22 protein-coding genes are annotated in these 24,187 nt (G+C 35.6%); 3 read left to right on the forward strand and 19 right to left on the reverse strand.

Going from position 1 to position 24,187, the window contains the following annotated elements; translation table 11 throughout:
• Positions 1–126: 126 nt before the first annotated feature.
• The 6 genes from ACQKMI_RS04690 to ACQKMI_RS04715 form a co-directional block, all read right to left on the reverse strand.
• Positions 127–1,050 carry an ABC transporter permease gene (locus tag ACQKMI_RS04690; RefSeq protein WP_427487527.1) on the reverse strand — a complete coding sequence of 308 codons (924 nt, stop codon included), beginning with the start codon at positions 1,048–1,050 and terminating at the stop codon, positions 127–129.
• Positions 1,028–1,951 (reverse strand): ABC transporter ATP-binding protein, encoded by a 924-nt coding sequence (locus tag ACQKMI_RS04695; RefSeq protein WP_427487528.1) that lies wholly within the window; start codon positions 1,949–1,951, stop codon positions 1,028–1,030. Before ACQKMI_RS04695 ends, ACQKMI_RS04690 begins: the two co-directional genes overlap by 23 nt.
• Before the next feature lie 5 nt (positions 1,952–1,956).
• Positions 1,957–2,652, reverse strand: coding sequence for an ATP-binding cassette domain-containing protein (locus ACQKMI_RS04700; RefSeq protein WP_427487529.1), 696 nt, complete (start codon positions 2,650–2,652; stop codon positions 1,957–1,959).
• Between the two features lie 10 nt (positions 2,653–2,662).
• Entirely contained in the window at positions 2,663–3,019 is a 357-nt protein-coding gene (locus ACQKMI_RS04705) for a GntR family transcriptional regulator (RefSeq protein WP_079560220.1), read from the reverse strand.
• Positions 3,016–3,786, reverse strand: coding sequence for a hypothetical protein (locus ACQKMI_RS04710; protein ID WP_427487530.1), 771 nt, complete (start codon positions 3,784–3,786; stop codon positions 3,016–3,018). Before ACQKMI_RS04710 ends, ACQKMI_RS04705 begins: the two co-directional genes overlap by 4 nt.
• Before the next feature lie 337 nt (positions 3,787–4,123).
• A complete protein-coding gene (locus ACQKMI_RS04715) occupies positions 4,124–4,759 on the reverse strand; it encodes a hypothetical protein (RefSeq protein WP_427487531.1) in 636 nt (211 codons plus the stop codon).
• Positions 4,760–5,081: 322 nt separating this feature from the next.
• Here ACQKMI_RS04715 and ACQKMI_RS04720 point away from each other — a divergent pair, with 322 nt between their 5' ends.
• Complete coding sequence (locus tag ACQKMI_RS04720) at positions 5,082–5,465, forward strand: hypothetical protein (protein WP_427487532.1); 384 nt, start codon at positions 5,082–5,084, stop codon at positions 5,463–5,465.
• A 259-nt stretch (positions 5,466–5,724) separates the two neighbouring features.
• On the opposite strand, the gene ACQKMI_RS04725 is transcribed toward ACQKMI_RS04720, so the two are convergent.
• The 10 genes from ACQKMI_RS04725 to ACQKMI_RS04770 form a co-directional block, all read right to left on the reverse strand.
• Entirely contained in the window at positions 5,725–6,402 is a 678-nt protein-coding gene (locus ACQKMI_RS04725; RefSeq protein ID WP_427487533.1) for a hypothetical protein, read from the reverse strand.
• A 392-nt stretch (positions 6,403–6,794) separates the two neighbouring features.
• Positions 6,795–8,345, reverse strand: a complete 1,551-nt coding sequence (locus tag ACQKMI_RS04730; protein ID WP_427487534.1) for a hydantoinase/oxoprolinase N-terminal domain-containing protein — start codon at positions 8,343–8,345, stop codon at positions 6,795–6,797.
• On the reverse strand, positions 8,338–9,441 hold the full coding sequence (locus ACQKMI_RS04735) for a DUF917 domain-containing protein (protein ID WP_427487535.1): 1,104 nt from the start codon (positions 9,439–9,441) through the stop codon (positions 8,338–8,340). The genes ACQKMI_RS04730 and ACQKMI_RS04735 overlap by 8 nt, the downstream gene beginning before the upstream one ends.
• On the reverse strand, positions 9,438–10,706 hold the full coding sequence (locus tag ACQKMI_RS04740) for a cytosine permease (protein WP_427487536.1): 1,269 nt from the start codon (positions 10,704–10,706) through the stop codon (positions 9,438–9,440). The genes ACQKMI_RS04735 and ACQKMI_RS04740 overlap by 4 nt, the downstream gene beginning before the upstream one ends.
• Before the next feature lie 133 nt (positions 10,707–10,839).
• Positions 10,840–12,441: a PucR family transcriptional regulator gene (locus tag ACQKMI_RS04745; protein WP_427487537.1), complete on the reverse strand. Its 1,602-nt coding sequence runs from the start codon at positions 12,439–12,441 to the stop codon at positions 10,840–10,842.
• Positions 12,442–12,949: 508 nt separating this feature from the next.
• Positions 12,950–13,819, reverse strand: a complete 870-nt coding sequence (locus ACQKMI_RS04750) for a hypothetical protein (protein WP_427487538.1) — start codon at positions 13,817–13,819, stop codon at positions 12,950–12,952.
• Between the two features lie 242 nt (positions 13,820–14,061).
• The gene (locus ACQKMI_RS04755) at positions 14,062–14,820 is read right to left on the reverse strand and encodes an ABC transporter ATP-binding protein (protein ID WP_427487539.1); all 759 of its coding nucleotides are present in this window, start codon (positions 14,818–14,820) and stop codon (positions 14,062–14,064) included.
• Between the two features lie 3 nt (positions 14,821–14,823).
• Positions 14,824–17,142 carry an ABC transporter permease gene (locus ACQKMI_RS04760; protein ID WP_427487540.1) on the reverse strand — a complete coding sequence of 773 codons (2,319 nt, stop codon included), beginning with the start codon at positions 17,140–17,142 and terminating at the stop codon, positions 14,824–14,826.
• Positions 17,127–18,437: an MFS transporter gene (locus tag ACQKMI_RS04765; protein ID WP_427487541.1), complete on the reverse strand. Its 1,311-nt coding sequence runs from the start codon at positions 18,435–18,437 to the stop codon at positions 17,127–17,129. Before ACQKMI_RS04765 ends, ACQKMI_RS04760 begins: the two co-directional genes overlap by 16 nt.
• Positions 18,438–18,439: 2 nt before the next feature.
• A complete protein-coding gene (locus tag ACQKMI_RS04770) occupies positions 18,440–19,069 on the reverse strand; it encodes a TetR/AcrR family transcriptional regulator (RefSeq protein WP_427487542.1) in 630 nt (209 codons plus the stop codon).
• Positions 19,070–19,325: 256 nt separating this feature from the next.
• On the opposite strand from ACQKMI_RS04770, the gene ACQKMI_RS04775 reads away from it, so the two are divergent.
• Positions 19,326–20,189, forward strand: a complete 864-nt coding sequence (locus ACQKMI_RS04775; protein WP_427487543.1) for a pentapeptide repeat-containing protein — start codon at positions 19,326–19,328, stop codon at positions 20,187–20,189.
• 192 nt (positions 20,190–20,381) lie between these two features.
• Here ACQKMI_RS04775 and ACQKMI_RS04780 read toward each other — a convergent pair whose 3' ends face one another.
• The 3 genes from ACQKMI_RS04780 to ACQKMI_RS04790 form a co-directional block, all read right to left on the reverse strand.
• Positions 20,382–20,585 carry a hypothetical protein gene (locus ACQKMI_RS04780; protein WP_427487544.1) on the reverse strand — a complete coding sequence of 68 codons (204 nt, stop codon included), beginning with the start codon at positions 20,583–20,585 and terminating at the stop codon, positions 20,382–20,384.
• Positions 20,586–20,757: 172 nt separating this feature from the next.
• Entirely contained in the window at positions 20,758–21,165 is a 408-nt protein-coding gene (locus ACQKMI_RS04785; RefSeq protein WP_427487545.1) for a hypothetical protein, read from the reverse strand.
• A gap of 151 nt (positions 21,166–21,316) precedes the next feature.
• Positions 21,317–22,708 carry a PLP-dependent aminotransferase family protein gene (locus ACQKMI_RS04790; RefSeq protein WP_427487546.1) on the reverse strand — a complete coding sequence of 464 codons (1,392 nt, stop codon included), beginning with the start codon at positions 22,706–22,708 and terminating at the stop codon, positions 21,317–21,319.
• 212 nt (positions 22,709–22,920) lie between these two features.
• Between ACQKMI_RS04790 and ACQKMI_RS04795 the strand changes: the two genes are divergently transcribed.
• The gene (locus tag ACQKMI_RS04795) at positions 22,921–24,135 is read left to right on the forward strand and encodes an MFS transporter (RefSeq protein ID WP_427487547.1); all 1,215 of its coding nucleotides are present in this window, start codon (positions 22,921–22,923) and stop codon (positions 24,133–24,135) included.
• The last annotated feature ends 52 nt before the right edge of the window (positions 24,136–24,187 follow it).

Here is a 24,187-nt window from a genome sequence, read left to right on the forward strand (position 1 = left end):
AGGAAGGAATTCAACGATTTTAAATCCTATTTCACATAAGCATGATTTATTTATAGGAACAAAAACGTAGCCCAATTGGAAGCTTTTCTTCAAGCCAATTGGACTACATTTCATTAATTCTTTTATTTACGCAGTGACGTCACGTTTCATAAAGGAGATATAGCTGATCACAAGGAAAAGAACAGCATAAATCGCAAGAATCGTGAGTGAGAATGGCATCGTTATGCCGTCTAGTATTGAACTACTACGTTCATATTGTGTTAAATCTGAATGAGTTAACCAAACATATTTAACGATTTTATATTTGCTTAAGAACATCACAATCATTCCGCCAGTAAACGATAAGAACATTGTTAAGCCAATTGCCAAAGAGCTTGAACGGAAAACGGAGCCCACTAAGAAAGCAAACAACATTGACATGACAAAGTCTCCGCCAGAAAGTAAATAGTGATTGGCCAAATCATTCCATACTGCTTTTTCAACAACCTGACCGTTGACTATTTCTAACTCAGCACCAGTTGTACCACCAAATAGTATAAGTCCAACTAGAGCGCTAACTCCGACATTGACAACATATAATAAGAGCCCAAATATGAAAGTCGTAAGTAATTTTGAAGTTAATATTTTTGCCCGTGAAACAGGACGTGTTAATAACATTTTAATCGTACCAGTAGAGAATTCACTAGATACAATACTTGCGGCAACAATAACTGTAAATAATGTTACTAAAGTCAGCATACTACCGGTAAATGACATAAAGCCTGCTAAGTCTTGAGTCGGTACATCGTTTGCTAATCGATACTCAGAAATGGCTATTTGCTCTTCATAGTAAGTTTTATCCTCTGCCGGTAAATTGTCATCATTTATTATATCTTTATAATTATCAATCGACTTCTGTTCACTTTCCTGCCACGTACTACCCTCTTTTGTTTCATAGTATTTCATCATAATACCAGGACCAATAATAAAGAGGATTACTAGCGCGACCATTGCCCAAGTTCCTTTTTTATGCCATAGTTTCATCCATTCATTTTGAATTAGCTTCAACAATTTGGCCACCTCCTGTCATTTCTAAGAATTGATCCTCTAACGTTTTTTGGTGCGGTTGTACGGCAAATAATTGAATTTCTTCGTTAACAAATTGGGTAATGAGTTTCGGAATGTCCTCTTTCTTTATTTCCACTACATAACCGTTATTTTCCGCCACAAAGTTGTAATCGAGCTTTTGTAGAAGAGCTGCAGTCTGATCATTTGGTGTAGCTTCAATATAATAAAACGAAGATGTTTCAACGTTAATATCACGAATATCGATGAGTTTGCCATTTTGTATGACAGCTACTCGATCACACATTAATTCAATTTCGGATAGTAAATGGCTGGAAACAAATACAGATACGCCATCCTCCGCCGCAATTTTACGCAAGTACATACGAAACTCGCGGATACCTGCTGGGTCTAGACCATTAGTAGGTTCATCTAAAATTAAAAATTTTGGTCGATGAAGGAGTGCTTGAGCAAGTCCTAAACGCTGACGCATCCCTAGCGAATACGTCGAAACCTTTTCATGAATACGATTTTCAAGGCCGACCTGTCTCACTACCTCTTGAATCCGCTCTTTTGTAACGTTTTTATGCATACGTGCAAAGTGCAATAGGTTTTTATAGCCCGTCATAAATTTATACATTTCAGGATTTTCTACAATTACACCGACTTTACTAATCGCTTCCTCATAATTGTCCTGTAAGGAAAGACCATCAATAATGACTTTCCCTTCTGTTGGATTCATAAGACCTGTCATCATACGAATTGTCGTCGTTTTCCCTGCGCCATTCGGTCCTAAAAATCCAGTGATTTGCCCAGGATATAAATCAATATTCAATTGCTGAATCAATTGCTTGCCACCAATAGTTTTTGACAAATTTTGCAATTGAACAATTGGTTGTGTTGTCATAAATTTCACCCTTTCTTATAAAACGCCTTCATCCATTGCACAGCATCCTTATTCGAAACATCTCGAATCGTCTCTACTTCTTCATGTGCCATGATCGAACCATTTTGCAATAAAATGATTTGATCTAGAATAGGCTCTACCTCATATAACTCATGCGTTGATAACAATATTGTTTGGTGTTCAATATCTGTAAATTGAATTAACCCTTTAATTAGCTGTTCCCGAACAATTGGATCCAGACCAGAAAATGGCTCATCCATCAAATAAAAAGGTACTTCTCGCCCAAGCGTTGCGGCCATTTTCATCCGACCACGGTTCCCCTTTGATAATTGCCGTAGCTTGACATTTTTATCAACTTGTAAAAACTCTGCAACGATACAAGCTTTATCATACGAAAAATCCTCGAATTGAGAGGCATAGTGCTGAAAAAGCTGCTCACCTGTGTAAAAATCAAAAAATAAATCAATATCAGGTAAATAGGCAATTTCATCAGCACTTCTACGTGTAACAGGCGTTCCATTTAGCAATACCTCACCACTTGATGGACGTAATAGGCCGGCCAACACTTTTAATAGTGTCGACTTGCCACTACCATTTTCCCCAACAAGTCCAATGATTTGTCCAACAGGGATGGAAAAAGACACATCTTGTAAAATAGGCTTTTTCATATAACGAAAAGAAACATTCGATAGCTGTAGCATTTATTTCACCTCACGATTTATTTTGTAAAACAACGAGCATCTCATCCTTTGAAAACCCAAGTGCTTCAATAGAAGTTAAAAAATGATCTGCCAGTTGATTTTTCATATCTTCCCGCAATAGAGCAATTCGCCCATCATCGGTTGTAATAAATGTACCTTGCCCTCGTTTGGTTTCCGTTATATTCATCGCTTCTAACTCCTTATACACTCGTTGCACAGTATTTACATTGACACCTGTTTCCACTGCATATTCTCGAACCGAAGGAAGTCGATCTCCAAGCACTAGCTTCCCTTTCAAAATGTCCCCACATATTCGATCTACAAGCTGGCTATATATGGGCTTATCACGTGAAAAGTCGATTGTCATCGTAAAACCACCTTTTCAAGCCACTTTGTCGCTATGGTAAATAAGATCGCTACAAAAATAATCGTTGCTACTTCTTCTACGGCATAAAATGAGCCTAAAAGTAGCTCCGTCGTTGGTATTTTCGGGAAATATTGATCCAACCACGTTAACGGAATCTCCACATGATGGAAAATATTATCATATAATTCACTTTCTGTAAATTTAAACCATAAATCCATGCTGAAGAAGAAGGTAACCATAGTAATAACAATAGAAAATCTACCAATTAAATGTTTCATTTGGAGATTAAATGCTAAAAATAATACCATTATTACAAACATCATCAATTGAAGAATTACAATAATTGCTACAATAAACAACAGAAATAAAAGTACTTGGGCGAAGTTACCAACAAGTTCATCTTTGACTTTGTAAATAGCTATACTCACAAAGATTAAATTAAAGATAGCGTATCCTATTAAGGAAAATACGATTTTCACACCTACAAGCTGTGCGATAGAGCTAGTTGAATGTAGCCATATCTCTTTGCTTTTTAAGTCATGACGCATACTAGCTAGGAATTGTAATATCGAAAAAAATCCACCTAATATAAGTACTAGTATTGAGAAAGCAAATGACAGCTGATTTTCCATCGTAAATCCATCATTTAACCGCCTTATTAAATATGGAACTACCATCGACAGCATGATCCCGATAAAAACCCCTACAAATAGCCATGTCCGATAAAGCACCCATTCTTTTTTTAAAAGCCCTGCGAATTTTTTCAACATAAACACCTCGTGTCATAGTGTACTAGTTGAATAGTACACTATGACTTTTATGTTTGCAAGTATTAAATACAAAAAAAAGGAAGAACCTTTAAATAAAGAGCTCTTCCTTCATAAAGTTAAGTTAAAAAAGTATGCCTCTTAAGCAAAGCGAGGGGGTGATTTCCGTTCCGGCTGGGGGCGTCCAATGAGCCGCTTGGGCCGATACGAAGTTGATCTTGATGGCGTTATAACAGGGCAAGACGATATTTACTTGCACGCTTCAGGGTTTTTCTGAGGTCACTCAGTCTTCACTCCGATCACAAGAGCAAGTAAACCTATGTATATATTTTGTTATTTATTCCACCTCTATCGTAAATCTATACGCTGTCTCTAATGGATAAAAACTCTTTTCGTTCATTACATTAGTGGGATTTGAAATAATGATTGCTGAATATTCATACATACCTTTTTCATTAGGTACTTTTACAGAAAAAGTTCCATAATCTACTTTTTCCGAATTATTTTCTATCAATAAATAATCATTATCATTCATCTTTACTTGCTTCCACTCAATCATAGAAATAACCAAATAATCTTGTATATTTTTATCATATTTCCCTGAATAAAATGCTAGTTTTAAATGTTCTCCTTGTTTTGCATTAATAGAGTAAGGAGGAAATAATACTTCTTTTGATTTTTTGAAATCATTATTAATCATCAACCCTTGAAACTGTAAATCAAGTTTATCTAAAGGCTGCTGATAATTTTTAGTCAATGTCTTTTGCATATTCTGTTTTTGGTTTCCTTCAAAATAAATTGTATATGGCAATGTCATTCCATATGAATTAGTTGTAGCTTTAATTATTTTTGCATTTTTTTCAGGTGATGCATAAATTGCAACAATTAATTTATGGATTTTATTATCTTTGTTTAATTTTTGATCTAAAGAAAAAATAATATTTATTGTTTTACCAGTTTCTAAATCAAACATATAAGAACTAGCGTAATGATCTCTTTCAACCGAAAACTTAGTTTCTTTAAAATCAAATAGATAATTTGATAGAACAATTAGAATGTAAGGGAATTTGCGATAAAGTAGTCATTATAAGAATCCTTTATTGGTGTTTGTTTAGTCGCAATACCTTAACAGAAATGGATTCTTTTTCATCTTTTAAGTAAAAAAGAGAATCCCGCAGAAAAGCTAATAGATCAATTCTCTTGCGGGATTTTGTATGTTGATGAATAATCTAGGGATACTGGTATAAATCCCCTTAACGTGATAAAATAAAAGATTAAAAAGGGAGGAATAAACTTTGTCTGAAACAAAAAAAAATCAAATGATGTTTTTGTCTTCCGGTATTTTGGGAATTGGAATGGGCATTTATTTAAACTATAGAGATATACTTAACGGTGATTTTCCCGATTTCATTATGCTTCTAGCTATGGGGCTAAATCAACTGATGCTAGCATACCTTTCACCACATATATTTCCTAAAGATGATCGTTCAAAAAAAATTATAGGAAAAGCAATGACAATTAATTATTTCGTTTTGTTCGGCACATTAACCATTCTTATTTTACTAACAAGTTCATTTGGACCTTTATTAATTAACTCGACACAAGTACTCAGTATTATATTTTGTATCATGGTTCTTACTATTCCAGGAACAATGATTATTTATTCTAAACTAATGTAAGTATTAACAGTCTACCAATGAGCATTCATTATTATTTTGAAATCTTATCCTATGATGTAAGAATCAGAAAAGGAAAAAGCAGATCAAAATATATTTTAAAATACTGTATATCAAACTTTTAAAAAATACTGTATATAATCCGAATAGATTACATACAGTATTTCTATATTAGTCAAGCAATAAAAACACTATAACACCAGCAATAACTAATCCTATAATAGTGGGTATAATTTTAGTTTTAAGAATAAAATCACCTCTTTTATTGTGGCGTTATATTATAGACCATCGCCCAAGTCATATCAACTATTACTCCAGTACTATTTGAATTATTCGCATAAACACGTGATGAGTAAAGAGCGCAATATGCTGATGAAACTATACTAGCCCAACCCATTCCTGGAATCCAAATTGATAGAATGCCAGCTCCCGCAGCTCCTGCAGCTACACTTGCTAAATCAGCTGCAAATTTATCGGCATCGCATGAATTAAATTTACTACTTTTCCCCCACCAATGACTTACAGCTTTTTTTGATACTCCATTACATTTAGCAAATAAAGATATCTCACCATTTAGTAAATTATAATCAAAATTAGTGATTTCTAAATCAGTGATTTCCAAATTTTTATTTGCTTTTAATTTACCTTCTTTTATTTCTAAATTAAGAGAATCGAAATATCTTTGCTGACCATCTAATAGCTCTAATTTAACGCCATCTTTAACAGCACTTGTTGTATCTAAAATAAATAATCCTTCATGATTGACAGAGACATATTTCTCCAAAGCAGTTATTTCTTCAAATGTATATTCACCTTCAATATTTTTTGTTTGAATAGTTGAGTCTATATTCCCTGCTGCAAATGCATTAGAATCTGAAAATGAAAACATCGAAATGAATAAAACTAATGATAATATGAAACTAAATGATTTCTTCATCATCAAATATCACACTCCTTCTTTATTTTTCCCGGGTATACTATTGCGATATCATTAGCTATATGTGTTTCAAAATCAAGTTTTGTTGAAAACTGAGTAAAAATTGATAAAAATCAGAAAATTACTCCAACTCTCGAAAAAGTGAAATTCCCTATGATATTACTACTCAAAAAGTAACAAATAATCTCAATATATTTGTTTCAGTCTGTGTTTTTTGATTTATACAGGGTTTTGTAAAAGATACAGCACGTAAAACAATCACAAAAATAACTCGTTATTTTATAAAAAAAGGGCAGTAACGACAAGAATTTGTTTCCTGTCGTTACTGCTTATTTCTTTAGATTGCTGTCATTGATATGAAATATTATCTATTTATTCAGTGATTTAAGCGACATCTAACCCATTTTCCCAACTACTTTAACCTTTAATCTCGTTGCATTTTCTGGGTGATAAGCAAGGGGTGTTTCTTCTACTTCCACTAACTCGATTGTCTCAGCAAGAGCTCCTGCTAAAACAGCTTGTTTCACTGCTTTTGCTTGAGCATCCTTCAATGAAATCTCACGTGGCTCTTTAGAATAAATATAAATCTGTTCATATTGACCACTAATTTGAGCAATAGACGCACCAATCGCATTAGCTACAGTCCCATTTTCAAATTTAACAATATTGGAGACTCCTCGAAGAGCATCAGGAACAATAATACTGCCTCCACCAACTAAGACAAGCTGAACATCTTCTGATGAAGTTTTCATTTTATCAATGGCTTGCTCAATTAACAATGATATTTCTAATTGAGCTTCTTTTGCAAACGCTTCATCAATATCCGCTACTAAACTACGATTACCAACTTCAGTTAACCCAAGACGAACTGCAATGTCTGTTGTTGTAAGCGTATTCCCTCCAAAAACAAGTGCTTCTTCAGTGATTTTGTAACCGACGCTATCAGGCCCAACCGTAATTTTCCCGTTATTTACTCGAACAATACTGCCTCCACCTAGCCCAACAGAAATAATATCTGGCATTCTAAAATTTGTGCGAATATCCCCTACTTCTACTGCTACAGAAGACTCCCTTGGAAATCCATCCTGCAAAACCCCAATATCAGAGGTAGTTCCACCAACATCTAAAACCATTGTATCTTTGATTTTAGCTAAATAAGATGCGCCACGTATGCTGTTCGTCGGTCCACATGCAATCGTTAAAATCGGGAAATGTTTAGCATAATCGATGGACATTAAAGTTCCATCATTTTGGCATAAATAGACTTTGGCATTGAATATCCCTTCACCTTCTAACGCACGAACAAAGCCTGTCGTTGTCGTTTCAATTACTTTGCATAATGCCGCATTTAAAATGGTTGCATTTTCACGTTCAATTAAACCTACTGAGCCAATCAACGACGAGCAGGAAATTGGGAATTCTTCTCCATAAACTTCTTGTATTAGACTGCGAACCCGCATCTCTTGATCATTTTTAATGGAGGAAAAGACGCCAACTATTGCTATTGAGTCCACTTTATCACGCCAGTCCTCTAAAAGCGTTTGGATTTCGGCTTCATCAAGCTCGCCTAAAAGTTGACCATCGTATTCATAACCACCATGGACTAAAGCATAATTTCCCGATAGTTTTTCAATCATGTCTTTTGGCCATGCAGTATATGGAAGTACAGAGGCGGTTGCTGGATACCCTAGACGGATTACACCGACTTTCGCTAATTTTTTACGCTCTACAATGGCATTTGTACATTGCGTTGTTCCTAACATTGCATGCGTAATTTTCTTTTTATCAATGTTCGATTCTTGTAATAAGTTTCGTAAAGCTGTTTCAATGCCTGTTTTAATATCTACACTCGTTGGCGATTTAACACTATGAACGAGATTGCTATGTTCATCTAAAATAATGGCATCCGTATTCGTCCCACCTACATCAATTCCAATCTTATACATGTTCAGCTACCACCTTTTTAACCAATTCTTCAATTGGAGCATAGTCGTAATCATAACCAAAATAGTTTGGACCTACTGTTTCTATTCCTTTATCAGTTCGCCATTTTTCATTGGCTGGCAATCCAATTACTCGGACACGCTTACCGTATTTTAAACTTTCCGTTGTTACTGGCAATAAAGTTTCATAATCTACTAAACAAATTAAATCTGGGGTCATTGCTATGACTTGATCATTTTTCTCAGCAATAAGATTTTCATTTTGAAAATGAACCTTCATATTTTCATTTTTATTGAATTCCATACCTTCCAAATTCATTTTTCCAAGGTTAAATCCACCCTTCGTTTCTCGAATTACATCGACAATTTTACCTTGGAATAATTCATAGCCAGAAACTAGCTGTAACAATTCATGAAGTTTATCTTTTACATTTCTATTTTTGGACGCAATAATTTCACCGATTTTTTCTGAAAGTGTAATGATATGATGAACGCCGCTCTTTTTAATCTGAGCTCCAGTCGTTGGGTACAAGCTAACTAAAGAGCTAGCGCCCATTTCAACTGTTGCTGAACGTGCTATTCGTTCTGTCCATTTATTATTAATCGTTTCAAAAATCCCGATATTTCCTTTTTCATCAGTAATGGCCATTGGTGTTGCAGAAATACCGTCCAAATTAAACGTCACCATTTGCAATTCAGGGAATGCACGACCCATGCCATCACAGTCAATGAGTGGGATATCTAGTTGTGCCGCTACGACAATCGGGATCATTGAATTCACTCCGCCTGCTTCCATTGGATATGTTCCTGTAATCTTTTCTTTTCCAATATACTTCGCTAGTTTTTGAAAAACTTTAACAAACTCATCTCCTCGCGGAAATTTCTCGACTAGAACAGAAGGTGCCCCCATCATAGCAGCTGGAATGAAAAAGTCTTCATCTTCAATTTCATCCACTGAATACAATTTTACTGGCCCATTTTTTTCAATAGCAGAAAGAGCCATCATCTTCCCGATATAAGGGTCCCCCCCTCCGCCTGTGCCTAAAAAGGCTGCTCCAATCGCAATATGTTCAATAGCTTCTTTATCTAAATATCTCATCTATTTTCCTCCAATATGACAGTCTTTTGCATTGTTAGACGATAACCAAAATAATAAATGACAAATGAAATAACAATTCCAATTAGAGGCTGATTAGGTAATTGCGGCATGCTTGGGAATAACGATAAAACAACTGGAATACTTGCAATAACTGCCCCAACTAGCCACGAGAAAACACCTAAACGATTGACACCGTCAACTTCCTTCCAGCTTGTTTGATCCCCTTTATTTATCACCCAATAAGAGGCAATCATAACGCCTGCAACTGGAGGAATCATCGCTGATAAAATCGACATTATCGGTGTAAAGTAATTTAAAATACCGATCACGGCAAGTACGGTCCCTACCGTTCCAGCTAGACCAATCGCCATTTTTTCTTTGTCCTTGGAAATGTTAAAAACATTAATTAAGGCGATTCCTCCAGAGATTGCATTAACCAAATTGGTTTTCCATGTAGCTAAAATCAAAGTGATTCCACCGATTAATGGAGTGACAATATTCAGAAAGACAGCAGTAATATCACTTGTTTGATAAGCGATTGTTAAAACGGCTCCAACACCAATCATCAATACTCCAGCTGGAATGATGCCAAATGTTGCTGCTTTAAAAACATCAGATCGTTTTTTGGAATATTGGGAATAATCACCCGCGATTACTGCCCCAAGTGCAAATGAACCGATCGTAATAGCTAGTCCATCCGAAAAACTCATGTTATTTTTAGGTTTGTAGTCCAACATAAGCTGTAGATTGTCTCCAGATAAAGCTTGCACTAAACCTAGTAGACAAATAACAATTAAAAAAGGAACTGCAATATAACTTAAGACTCGTAGCACTTTGATGCCATAAACAGCTGAAATTACCATCACCAAACCACTAAGTAAAGAAGCTATGGGAATAGGTACATTCATATCATACGCTGCTAATAAATTAGCTAGCGCAACTCCGCAAACATTGGCTTGAATGCCAAACCAACCTAAGCAAGCAATCGCCAAAATAATAGAAAGAATCGTCCGTGATCCTTTTTTACCAAACACTTGTCCAGCGACATGAACGGTTGGCTTTCCTAAATCACTACTTTGCATTCCTTGAAAAATCATGATGATTACTACAATTGCATATCCAACAAAAGACACGGCTAATGCCTTAAATAAACCCATACCAGAAATCAATGCATTCCCAACTAATAAGCTTGGTATACAAATCATTGCTCCAGCCCAAATAATCCCTAAACTATACCAAGACTGACCTTGCCCATCTTTCTCCATATCGTCCCCTCCTTTTATTGTTAGATCATTAATTAATGTTTTTTATTATAAAAGAAGCTATGGACGTACGTCTTTTTCAAAAATGAAAAAAAAGTCTGAATTTTTATCTTTTCGGACAAAAATTCAGACTTTTCTAACCATTTATTAGGCGATAAATCATGCAGGACATATATACATCGTAAAATTCCGAATAAACCGTTACATCGTTTCCGATTAGTTCACTAATTTTTTTGATACGATACTTTACTGTATTTTTGTGAATGAATAAATTTTTTCCACATTCATCAAAACTACCATTTGCATCTAAAAGAAAAGCCATTAATGTATTTAGGGACTCTTTTTCATTTAAAATCGGCTCAATCACGGAAAGGGATTCTTCAATCATTTCTTCTCCCTGTTTACTTAAATCTATGGCTCGCTGCATCGATCGAAGTTCAGCGGCAGTAAACAATTTGCGCATTGGATAGATGGTATGAACTTTCTCTCCTACTTGATTCACCAATTGATACATTTGACGTACAGCTTTAGTATTTTTCATTTTAGGTGAGTAAACGATTTCTGATATTTGGGAGTAGTAATTAGTTGTTTCAATAAACTCAGTAGCTATCTCATATTCATGAAGTTTGTACAAGCCATTTCCTAAAAGAACAATAATACAACGATCAATGCATTGAATCACTGTCGTTTGATAATATTTTGAAAGTTGCTCTTCCAGTTCATCCCTAATTTTCTTCTCTTCTGATAAATCGTTAATATAAATTAACCACATCATTTGAATAGCAGAAACATCGATATTTAGCATGTTAGCTAGTCTTCGCATTTTGTCGCTTTCATCATTAATAATCGCTTTTATTAATGCATATTCACTCACCTCATCATGCTTGTTTCCCCAAAGATTTATGGCCACTTGGACAACTTCACTTATTTTTTCAATAGTCTTTGCTGGTAATGGTGTGTTCTCTTTAATAACAAACAGATAAAGCTGTTCTCCATTTTTTTGCTGAATACTTTTATATTCAACGACACACGTTAAATTGCTTCTTAGTAATTCTAGTTTTCCCTTTTCCTTACTCAGATGACCTTGTGAAAATTCCTGTATGACTTGCGAAACATCTAAAGATGAATTTCTAGGCCACATCACTTGGTTGACAATATCAAAACTACTATTAGTCAGTACAATATTAGCTTTCAGGCGATCAGATAGCATTTTCAGTGTGATTTCTACACTTTGTAAATGCTCTGGTAGCAGGGAAACCTTTTCTAAAGTTTCCTTCACAAACTGATCATTGACAGCCTGATTACTAACTATCGCTTCCATCACTTCATAAATTACTTCATTATAACGTAGAGAGTAATCATTTTTTGGCATACAAATAATGATAAAACCTTGAGAGTCTGCTAATTGCAGTACCTCCTCTGGAATTTCAGGCAAAACAATTCCTACATAATATAAAATAAGACCCAATTCGCCAAGATCATGTAAGTGTTGAATGGTTTTACATTGTTGTTCAACACTATCTCTAATTGAATAAAAAGAGCTAATAACAAGCTCTTCCGCATACCACTCTTCCTGAACAGATTGGATAATCGTAGATAAAAAATCTACATTCGAAACTTCTAACACAGATAAAGAGGAGACCGTACGATTAAGATTAATTTTACCCGTTAATACTTCTGCCCCTCTAAATGATGGCAATTGTAGTAAATCTTTTACCGTTACCCCATTTTCCTTCACCACTACTTCTTATTATATTTTTTATGTACTATCAGGTGTGTATTTTAAAAAAGTCAATAATTAACCTATATTTACCCAATCAACACACCACGTTTTTTAAATAATTTCCAATAACTCACTTTGAATATCTTACCGTTTTTTCTTTTTCATTTCTTCAATTCTATCAAATAAAATACCCATTCCCAACAGTATGAAACCTATAGAAAATAAATATTTAAAGTAAATAGAACTGTTATATCCTAATGCGTAGACTAATCCAATTAAAATACAGATTATACTGAAAATAATAATGCTATTTCCAGCTTTCATAAAAGGCACATCTCCTATGATTTTATTTTAAATATACCTTAACCTTCAAAAATGAAAATAGTTGTTTCACCCAATCATTGTACTATAATGTTTCTGAAACGGACTCAACATCTGAATCAAGTTTCTTTTATAAAGTTCCTGATTTGCTGAATTTTTCTTTACGATATTATTTTACTTCATGTGTACTTATAGAAATAAATTATTCCATAGTGAAAAATTTCGGGTCAATTTGATCAATAACTGAAGTAACAGTATAAAAAGATCTTATTTTCCTTTTGTCCTCATATGTTAATTCCGTTTGACTATTGTTAATAAAAACTACCCAATCATTTTCTATCTCACTTATATTCTTTCCATATAGTTCCTCTACTTTTGAACCCAAGTCCTCTTCGTTGTATAGTTGTTCAAACTTTTCTAATCCATAAGTGTCAATTAAATAAGTAATAAAAGAAGCTGAATGAATATAGCTCATCCATTGAAGAGTGTACTCTTTTTGGTTTGTAAGGGCCGGGCGAAAATAGGCATCGTCTTGATTCAGGTCTATCAACTTGCTAATTGGTATGAATTTGTTTGAATCGATAAAGTACTTCATAAGCTTATGGGTATATGACTCATTTTCCCCATACTTATCTGCCATATAAGTAGCAAAACCCTCCTGCGTAAAATAGCCCCTGCTTTTATCAAAATTGTTACCATAACCAAGTAAGGAATGTGTTAGTTCATGGACAAGTGGATATTGGTTTTCCTTAATGTCATATAATTGAAGTTCCGATTTCAAACCCCAAGATACTCCATTTCCTTCATTGAGAAATACATTTATTCTCTCGGATGGAACATATGCAGTATGAATTGAATTCTGAATTTCATCATAGGCATTAAGGAGTTCGTCTTTTATTGATTCTACTTTTTCTTGTGGAACCTTTATTTTATTTATAATCTCAAAGGTAATTTTCCCATCCGGTGTAACAACAATATTTTCATCATTTTTTCCTTTTGGAACAACTGTATCCTGAGTACAGGCTGTTAATAAGAATATAAATATAAGGAAGAAGCTTCTAGACTTAAACATATTACCTCCTAAAAATCTGTATTTTTCAGTTAATACGAGAATTCACATCCAAAAGTTTCATTTTTTTAAGTATTCAAAAATAAACAACTATTTTTTTTCGTACACATAAAAGCAGAGGTTGGTTTGTAAACCAATTCCCCTGCTTTTCTCTAAAACCAATCATTTATTGCCAACTCGGTACGTAACTACTCTAGAAATCTTTCATTTTCATTGTCAGATTCAGCGTTAGTTAATACAACAACTCATATTCCTATTTCCCACATTCTCTCCGTTACTTTCCCTATTCTGCCATCAATATCTGTACCGTCAAACTTCGGAAGCTGTAGCTCACTGACGATTGTTCCGTCGAGCATGAACATTATGCGTTCCGTACGCGCCGCAACCTTTGCATCGTGAGTGACAAGCATAATCGCAGTACCGCCCGCGTTAATTTCAGAAAAAATGTCCATGATCTCCTGGGCTGATTTCGAATTAAGTGCACCTGTAGGCTCGTCGCCGAAGATGATTTTCGGGCTGTTCAAAAGTGCACGACATATCCCCGCACGCTGAAGCTGACCTCCCGAAACTTGTGTAATGTCCCGCTCTTCAAGCTCCGCGATACCTACCCTCTTCATAAGCGCTCTTGCCTTCTCTGAAATCTTTGCAACGTTTTTTCTGTTATCGCGAATTGATGGAAGAATAATATTATCTAGAATATTCAGATTTTTAAGCATAGTTGGCTGCTGAAATACAAAGCCCATTTTAGTTCTACGTATGTCTGAAAGTTCAACCTCCCCGACTGACGATATATCACTACCATCAAACATAACCCTTCCACCATCAACGTTGTCCATGCCGCTCAATGCAAACATGAGCGTTGATTTTCCCGAGCCCGAGGGTCCCATGATCGCAACAAACTCACCCTCGTTTATTTCAACGGACACACCGTCGAGAACATTGTGTTTTTCATCGCCCTCGCCGAAAGATTTTACAATGCGTTCACCGATTATAAGATTTTTCATAAGCTACTCCTTTATATTTTCGGATATTTTTATTTTACCAACGCCCGATGTGCCAATGATGGTCGTGAAAAGTACCGAGCAAATCATCAATAACGGACAAAGCACGTACGCCGAAAGTGGATTGATTGTAAAACTGAACGATGACGCCCCAAACGTGGAGATAATTGCACCTGCAAGTACCTCTCCGAGAGTGTTTGCCAGGAGCGTACCAACAATTATTCCGATAATTGATACAAATACCGCTCGCGAACCATACTGCATCATAATATCAGAGTTTGTAAAACCTAGTGCTTTCATGACAGCAATCGAATATCTATCCTTTGCGACAAGCATTTTCATAAACAATAGTGTCACTAGGACCGTTATTATGACCGCAATAGCAATTGCCGCAATGGACGCCTTTTCAACTGATTTTATTGTCGAACCGAATGTTTGTTTAACAAATTCATCAATATTGGAGATTTTAGCAAAAGTAAATCGGTCCGCATACTTAGAGATTTTCTCATCGACAAGGGTTTTATCGGAAAGCTTTGCACAAATAACGCTCCACATTATATTATCTGAACTGTCGGCAAAAATAGCCTTTGCAGTTTTGCCACCGTTCGTAATGTCAGAATAAATGCCACTTACCGTGAGTTTACTCTCCTTCCCCTTTATTACGACCTTTATGGTATCCCCGACCTTTTTGCTCATTTCATCAGCGTTCAAAGCCGATAGTGCAATTTCGTTTTCTACAGCGGGTGCTCTGCCATCGGTATATTCGATAGGGAATATCGAATGGTCGCCAAGTTCGATTTTTATATTTTCCTCCGAACCGTCTTCCATTTTTGTTTTGAATGTCTTTGTTGTAAGGATGGTATACTTTGAAATGGAACTGTCGCTGTTCATATAGTCTAAAACTTCTGCAGCTTTTTTAGAGATTTGATCAGTTTGTTGAATATCAATACGAATATCGTAGTTTCCAATACCCATATATTTAATGAAGCTTGTTGAGGAAATCGTGTTGTAAAGGTTTTGTGGAACAATAATGATAAATGCTGAAATGACAAGTACTGCAAGCATTGTGGCATACAGTCTTTTCCTTGCAAGAACATCTTTGATACCAAGGAAAATATTCGTATTAAACAGCTTATTTTTGTTCAGGCTAACACGCTTTGCGCCTGTGCTTTTTTCCTGCGAAATGCCAAAGCGTATTGCTTCTGCAGCAGATATTTTCCGGAAACGTCTCAGCACTCCGCTTACATAGGCTATTATTGCGAGGTATACAAGTAAAATGCCAATGATCCCTAAAACCGTGGCAAAAGAAGAGTTTTCACTTTCCCCCATATAAAGCCGAATGTTTTCAAGAAGCATGTTTTTGAACATCAACGAAAGTGCATAACCGAGAATACTTCCTCCTGCCGCAATTACTGCGTACTTCGCAAGATAAATTTTCTTAATGTCGGAAAGGCGCAGTCCTATTGCCTTCATAACACCAATTTCACGGTAATCATCTTCGATTTTCGCAAGGAGTGTAAAGCGTATACACATAAATGCAATAGCAACGACCAAAACGCTTATAAGAAGTATAACTGCTATCATGATCCCGTCAGAAAACGCGTTAATTGTTTTGAAAAGTGGATATGTTATCGTTGGTCCGTTCGCTTCAAGACCTGCGGAAGCATAAGCCGTTTCAAATTCACCGAGCGCCGATAAATCCTTTAATCTAAACTCAATTAAATACTCCATACTTCCAAGACCTTTTATTTCGGCGTAATCATTTTCACTAACGAGAAATCTTTTTGAAGAAGACAGCATAGAATTCATCTGTGAATCCCGGAGGAATCCTGCTACAGTAAATTCCTTTCCACCTATTACGGCTTTATCACCGACCTTCGTCGTGGTGTCCTTCATATAGTTTATTGGAACATAAAGCTCGCCATCGGATACGTGTATAATGTTTCCATCAAGATCAAGTAGATAATCAAATTTTTCACTTTGCATGCTAAAACCATTGTCTTGAACATTATTCGCAAGTGAACGATCACCTAAAATAATTTGACTGTTATCCAAGTTGAGAAACTCAAGCACTTGAAATTCATCGACATTGCTGTTTTGCTCAGCGAAATTTGCAAGCCGGACAGTATCGATATCCCCCGAGTGCATTTGCATAAAATGCGGTGTTTTCGCCTGATTCATAAGTGAATCGATAGCACCAGAAAGATTTATGATAAGTATCATCGATAAAGAAACGAGCATAGCCGCGGCAGCGACAAATAACGTTGTTGTCAGCGTTATCAGTTTGCTTTTAGAAATGTCATTACGGATTAATCTGAAATACATACGTCACCTCTGTTTTCAAGCTTTTTCACTGATTTCAAGTTGAACAATATGAATGAAGTAATACTTAATAATATTCCAGCGATTATGATGAGTAAGCCCGTTCCTCTGCCTTGACCTGTACCGGTAATTTTCCCTATGCTGTCAGCAAGCAATCCGCCGTCAACTAGCAAAGGAGTGAACACATAATCCGCAAGTACTCCCGAAAGCGCATAGGCCGCTAAAAATCCAAACTGTGAAATGACCCCTATAAGTGACCACGCTCTGCCCTGAACGGCATTATCAATGTTAGTACGAACAAGAAAATCCAATGTTGAGTTTGCAAATGGCATCATAGCAAAAAAGAAAAAACCTGAAATACAGATCAGCGCTATATTTTCTCGAAGTCCGAATATCGCCATAAATATCCCTTCAAAAAACAGTGCAAACGAAAGAATTTTCACATACCCTTTTTTTATCGGAAGAAATCCGATGATCACACTGGATACGAGCATCCCCGTAGCGACAATAGTTTCCACCGTTCCTATTACAGAACTATTCGTAAAAGTAAGCAACATCGGAATGGACAGTGTTTCAATAATGCCAAGATAAAATGTCAGCACTGATGTCATGATGACAAGAACGAGTATACCTCGATTTTCAGAAACTGCACGCCAACCATCTTTGAACTCCTTGAAAAATGATTGTGTCTGTTCGTGTTTCTTTGAAGCAAGACCTCTTCGTACAGCAAGCGCTGATATAACAGTTACAAAAAATGTACAGATGTCGATGACAAGCAAAAGCTTTATATCCGAAACGGTGAGCAAAAATCCCGCAATGATGGGTGAAATCAAAAATTTCGCAGAACCCGCTACCTGGACTAAACCACTTGCCTTTGTGTATTGTTCCTCGGTCAGTAAATCCGTAACCGTAGCCTTGTATGCGGGATCAAGCAATGATGAAAACACCGAGCTTATTGTAACTCCCACACAAATCTGCCATAGCAGTGCTTCCCCGCTAAGCATACAAATAAGAATATACACAAGTCCTATCGCTGAAAGACTGTCGCCTAACACCATTAAAAGTCTTCGATCATAACGATCCGCAAGCACTCCCGCCACTGGGCTTAATAGAAGCGAAGGCATAAACGCAAGTAAGGTGACAAGTGCCATTGCCGATGCCTTACCCGTCTGCTGGAAAACATAAATACCAAGCCCAAATGCTGTAAGCCCGCTTCCTATTGTTGAAATCAGCTGTCCTGACCAAAGCAGAAGAAATTTTTTGAAAAAACCTTCGGAATCAGCCATCGTTGTTTCCATTTTTATTCACCCCCATTACCAAACATTTTCATCATGTACATAAGGCTTCCACTTTCAACACCGAGCAGTCTTTCTACGTTGAAGACAAATGCTGGTATACGAGAAGCACGTTCTTCATCGGTCATCTCGACCATATCATCATCAAAAACGGTATTCGTATAGGCTACAATCATTTCCATACATTCATACGGATACGGAGTACTGAATAATCCTTGCTCAATACCCTCACGGATTATTTCCGTCAATATCGGTGGCAGACCGTTCATAATAACCTTTTGTATTTTCTGATGCATAAGCGCGTTTTGAGGCTTATGTATATGGTCAATAATTTCCTTACCGTTTCCGCCACTGATATTTAATGCCGTTACAACACGGATAATACGCTCGTTAACAGGGATGCTCTTATTTACTGCAATTTCTTTTGCAGCACCTAGAATTTGGGCATTATACCGCTCAATTAAAGCGTCCATAATATCCTCCTTCGACTTGAAGTGATAATACAGCGTTCCCCGTGCAATGCCAACTTTTTCAAGAATATCGTTAGTACTTGTGCCATCAAAGCCCTTCTGACCGAAAAGCTCATCAGCCGCATCAAGTATTTCATTTCTACGCTCTATCGCTTCTTTTCTCATTTTTACTCCTCCTCACTAGACCGACTGTCTGTCGATAAAATTATAGCATTTTACAGTAAATTGTCAATACAGTATTCCTTTTTTGTAAAAAACTATCATTTCTTCTAATCATATAGAGTTGAACGATAAACATGTTATAGAGAATATTGAGGCCTCCTCGATATGTAGAAATCCCCCACACAAAAATATCCTTTTAATGATAATAAGTGATAGAATTAAATGTAAGAAGTTTATGCGTTAAGAGAGGAAAACAAAAATGTCTGAAGTACAAAAAATGGATTATACAATAGGAAAAAAGATACGTGAAAGCTTACAGGCAGATTGCCAAAGCTGTTTTGGTCTATGCTGCACGGCTTTAAATATTGCTGCTTCTAGTGACTTTGCTATTCATAAAGCAGCTGGGACACCTTGCCCTAATCTACAATCAGATTATAGCTGCCAAATTCATAGTAACCTTAGGGATCAAGGGTTTAAAGGATGTACAGTTTTTGATTGTTTAGGAGCAGGACAAAAGGTTTCACAAACAACATTCCATGGACAAGATTGGCGACAATTCCCTGAATTTTCCGAGAAAATGTTTCGTGTCTTTCCGATTATGGAACAGCTTTTTGAAATGATTGCCTACGTAGCAGAGGCTTTATCGTATAAGGTAGATTCATCCCTCTATAACAAACTACATATACAATTAGAACAGCTACAGCGTGCAACAGAGCTAGAAGCTGATGCATTACTAGCAATAGATATTCCTACTTTCCGACTGCCTGTGAATGTTTTACTGTTAGAAACAAGTGAGCAAATTCGCCAAAGCTTGATTGTAAAGATTGGAAAAAACGCTCGAAAGTATGACAATCGTGGGGTTGATTGGATGGGGAAGAATTTTAAAGGCAAGGATTTAAGAGCAACTGATCTTCGAGGATCTTATTTAATTGCTGCCAATCTACAAAATGCAGATTTAAGAGGGGTTGATTTTATTGGCGCGGACTTACGTGATGCCAATTTACGCGGAGCAGACCTTTCAACAAGTATGTTTTTAACCCAAATGCAAATTAATTCAGCGCAAGGCAATCATCAAACAAAATTACCTTCCCACCTGAAACGTCCTTCTCATTGGGATCACTAACTTCTAAAAAATAGCAATTGAATGGTAATTTAATCTGCAGACACCGCCATTTGAGTTAACACCACAAAAACTTAAATAAAACCATTTTGAAAAAAGATAAGTCAAAATGGTTTCTTCTCTATTAGATGTATGTCTTGTTTGTTCAATTTGTGCTAAGTTCTTCAACAAAAACATCCATTAATTGAATAAGAGTTATTTCTTCTTTCTTGTTTGAATGTATTTTTCCGTCAATAATCCCGCATTAAACACCGATAAAATCATGTTGAAGAAAAATATTACTCGAACGACTGGATCCCTCTTGTCAGCAATAAACTCAATACTAGAAAAATTAACATAAACAAAGCCAATAGCAACAAATATAGATAAGATAAATTGCCCTTTTAAAGACTTAATCATAAAACTCCCCCTATAACTATTATTGAACTATCCTGCTCCGTTAGTTGAAGAAATTCATGTTAATACCCAATGTAAGCTAAGTAAGTAAAATAGAAAAATAGTACTCCTAAAAATAACATTATTATTTTCTATTCTGTAAAGGAAGATTTACTGTCTTTTTAACACCCTTTTCTTAATACTTTTTTATTTTTTTTAGAATTATATAAAGAATGCCGTTTAAAAAAAGTAAAAATATACATTGCACAAATGTGATGTACAAGATCATTAAAAAATCTGCGTGTAACACCAAGGTTTCGCCAGGAGGCTTTTCTTTAGAAGGGTCTATAATTAGAACAAATGAAACAATAACGGATAAAAAGTAAGCAATATAAGCCCAAAGCATATGCTCATAAAATTCACGTTTGAATTTACTAAACCAAAGAACAATATTGATAAATACAATAATTAAAGGAAAAATTATAAAGTTAAAAAGTACTATATCAATTATGTTGAATAGCATTAAATCATAAATGATTGGAGCTATACAAACAAGAATAATATTTGTAACAGCTACGATGATCGAGTTTTTGTATTTATACAATTTTTAACTCCTTTTACTTTTTTATCTTCCAGATTACTTAAACCAAATAAAATAATAAAGGTTTTCTTTCTTATTTTATTTGGTTTAATCCTCTAATATACAAGATTAGGAGGCTTCTATTAATACCGATGTGGTGCTACCCCTAAGTAGATTACAACCAAATTTTTGCTAGTTGAGATACTCCTTTTATGATCTCTTCTTCACTTAAATTACCCAATCCAAGTAGAATATGTGGATATTGTGGTTTATATTTCGAGAAAGTTTGTGAGCAAGGATTAACTGCTATTCCATGTTCATATGCCCTTTCAATTAGCATTTTTTCACTCATTTTTGTTTTAACTTCAATAATAACGTAAATTCCCGAGCTACTACCTTTTATTTCCACATAATCTTTAAAGTGTTTTAGTAATTCCCTATTCAATATATTCATTTTACGTTTATACAAAGCTTTCATCTTCCTTAAGTGTGAGTACCAATATCCCTCATTCATAAAGGTCGCCAATGTTCTCTGATGAATTGATGAGGATGTTTGCTCAAGCAAAGGAAGGATCTTTTTATATTCACTTACTAGCCTCTTAGGCAAAACCATATAACTAACACGGATAGAAGGTAACAGTGCTTTTGAAAAAGTTCCCAAATATACTACCCTATCATTAGAATCTAAACTTTGAAGTGACGGTATAGGTTGATGGATGTAACGAAATTCACTATCGTAATCATCCTCAATAATATATCCTTCCACCCTTTTTGCCCATTGAATTAACTTTAATCTTTCATTGACGGGGATAGTTACTCCATATGGAAAGTGGTGAGTAGGAGTGACATATAAAAGTCTAGAAGGTGACTGTAAAAGGCGATCGACTTGAATGCCTTGTTCTGTTACCGGGATTGGATCAATGATAAATGATTGAAGCGCAAATAGTTCCCTTGCCACATTATATCCAGGGTCTTCTACTGCCAGATATTGATAGTCTTGCTTTAGCAACAGCGTCAAAAGTAATAATAAGTGTTGTGTACTACTGCCAATAATAATCTGTTCAGCAGAAGTATTAACCCCTCTTGATTGAAACAAGTAATCTGCTAGTGCCTTTCTTAATTGAATGTCGCCTTGTTTTTCTCCGTATGAAAACATACTAGAGTCTTTAAGGACTTTGTTTGTAAGCATTCTCCATGTTTTCAAAGGGAAGTTCTCTTGATCCACTGTCCCGATTTTAAAGTCAATCGTTTTTATGTCAGTTTGATTCTTTTCATGATGCTGTTCTTTTATGGGTTCATAATTAAGCGTCTCATCCGATATATTTGCATCTACAAAAAACCCCTTTTTGTTCTCACTTCGAATATACCCTTCCGATTGCAATTGTTCATAAGCTAGCTGAGTTGTATTTCTGCTGACCTCTAGTTGGAGAGCCAGTTGCCTAATCGATGGCAACTTTGTATTCCACTCTAATTTACCAGATAAAATCTGAGTTCGTATGTATTGATAAACTTGTTGGTACATAGGAATATTACTTTCTCGATTGATATTAAAAATTAGCTCATTCATTATTGAAATACCTCATCTGTCATTTGTGTTTATTGTAAACTGTACCTTTTAGAAATGACAGTATAAATGAATAATGAATTTAGAAAAAATTTTGATTTGGAAGGTAATATTTATGTACATATTTTGTTTGATTGTAAGGAGACTCAACTTTATAGCAGTACAAATTCAAGGAACCTACACAAGGAATTTAATAGTTGTAGGAGGTGGAAATATTGGATAAACCCCGATTATGGACAAGGGATTTTATCAGTATTGCCATTACTAATTTTCTCGTGTTTACAACATTCTTTTATTTATTGGTCACACTACCGATATATGCTTTACAAGAATTGCATGGTGCCGCAACTGAAGCAGGACTTATTACTACAGTTTTTTTGATTGCATCCATCCTAACACGCCCATTTGCAGGTAAATGGATCGAAAAGGCAGGAAAGTATATTGTTTTTATAAGTTCCCTCATTGTTCTTTTCGCTGCTTCAACTTTGTATTTTATTCCGCAATCTTTGATTGGCTTACTAATGCTACGCTTTTTTCATGGAATTGGCTTTGGAATGGCCACAACGGCCACTGGAGCAATTGTGGCCGATCTCATACCGGAATCTCGCAAAGGAGAAGGAATGGGGTACTATGGGCTAACACTAAATCTTGCTATGGCTATTGGTCCCTTTTTAGGTTTGACTGTTATGCAACAAGAAGCGACAAATGTAATGTTTATCATAAATGCATGTTTTGCTCTCTTTGCACTCGTTGCAGGATTATTTGTTAAATTACCTAAGAAAGCTTTTATGCCAGAACGGGAAATTGAACGAAAAGCAAGCATGAAAATAGGAGATTATTTGGAAACTTCCGCCGTTCCTGTATCATTGGTTTCAGCTTTCTTTGGACTGATTTATTCAGGAATTATTTCCTTCGTATCCTTATATGCTAAAGAGCAAAGTTTAGTGGAAGCTGCTGGTTATTTCTTTGTTGTGTACGCAGTAGTCCTTTTAATTTCGCGTCCTTTTACTGGAAAATGGTTTGATTTATTTGGGGCAAATACGATCATTTATCCCGCTATTTTATGCTTTGCAGTCGGTACGTTCTTACTGAGTGTTTCGAATACGCCCTTGTTATTTCTAGCATCAGCAGCCCTTATTGGTGTTGGATGGGGAACTGTCTTTCCCAGCTTTCAAACCATTGCCATTCAAGTAGCACCTCCTAAAAAGAGGGCATTGGCTACCGCTACATTTCTTTCTATCTATGATTTTGGGTTCGGCATTGGATCATTTATCTTTGGTATTGCCGCAGCTAAAATTGATTATGGATCAATTTATTTTTATTGTTCATTCCTTATAATAATCGGAATTGGTGTTTATTATTTATTGCATGGTAGACTATCTTCACATTCTATTGTGAAGAAGGTAAAGAATATTGGCCAAACGCAATGATTCGTAAATATGTTGCGTTGTTGTTATGCAGAAAAAAACAGAATAAAAAATA

Origin of the sequence: Lysinibacillus sp. NPDC097214 (assembly GCF_050277945.1) — a bacterium.
Classification (GTDB): domain Bacteria; phylum Bacillota; class Bacilli; order Bacillales_A; family Planococcaceae; genus Lysinibacillus; species Lysinibacillus xylanilyticus_B.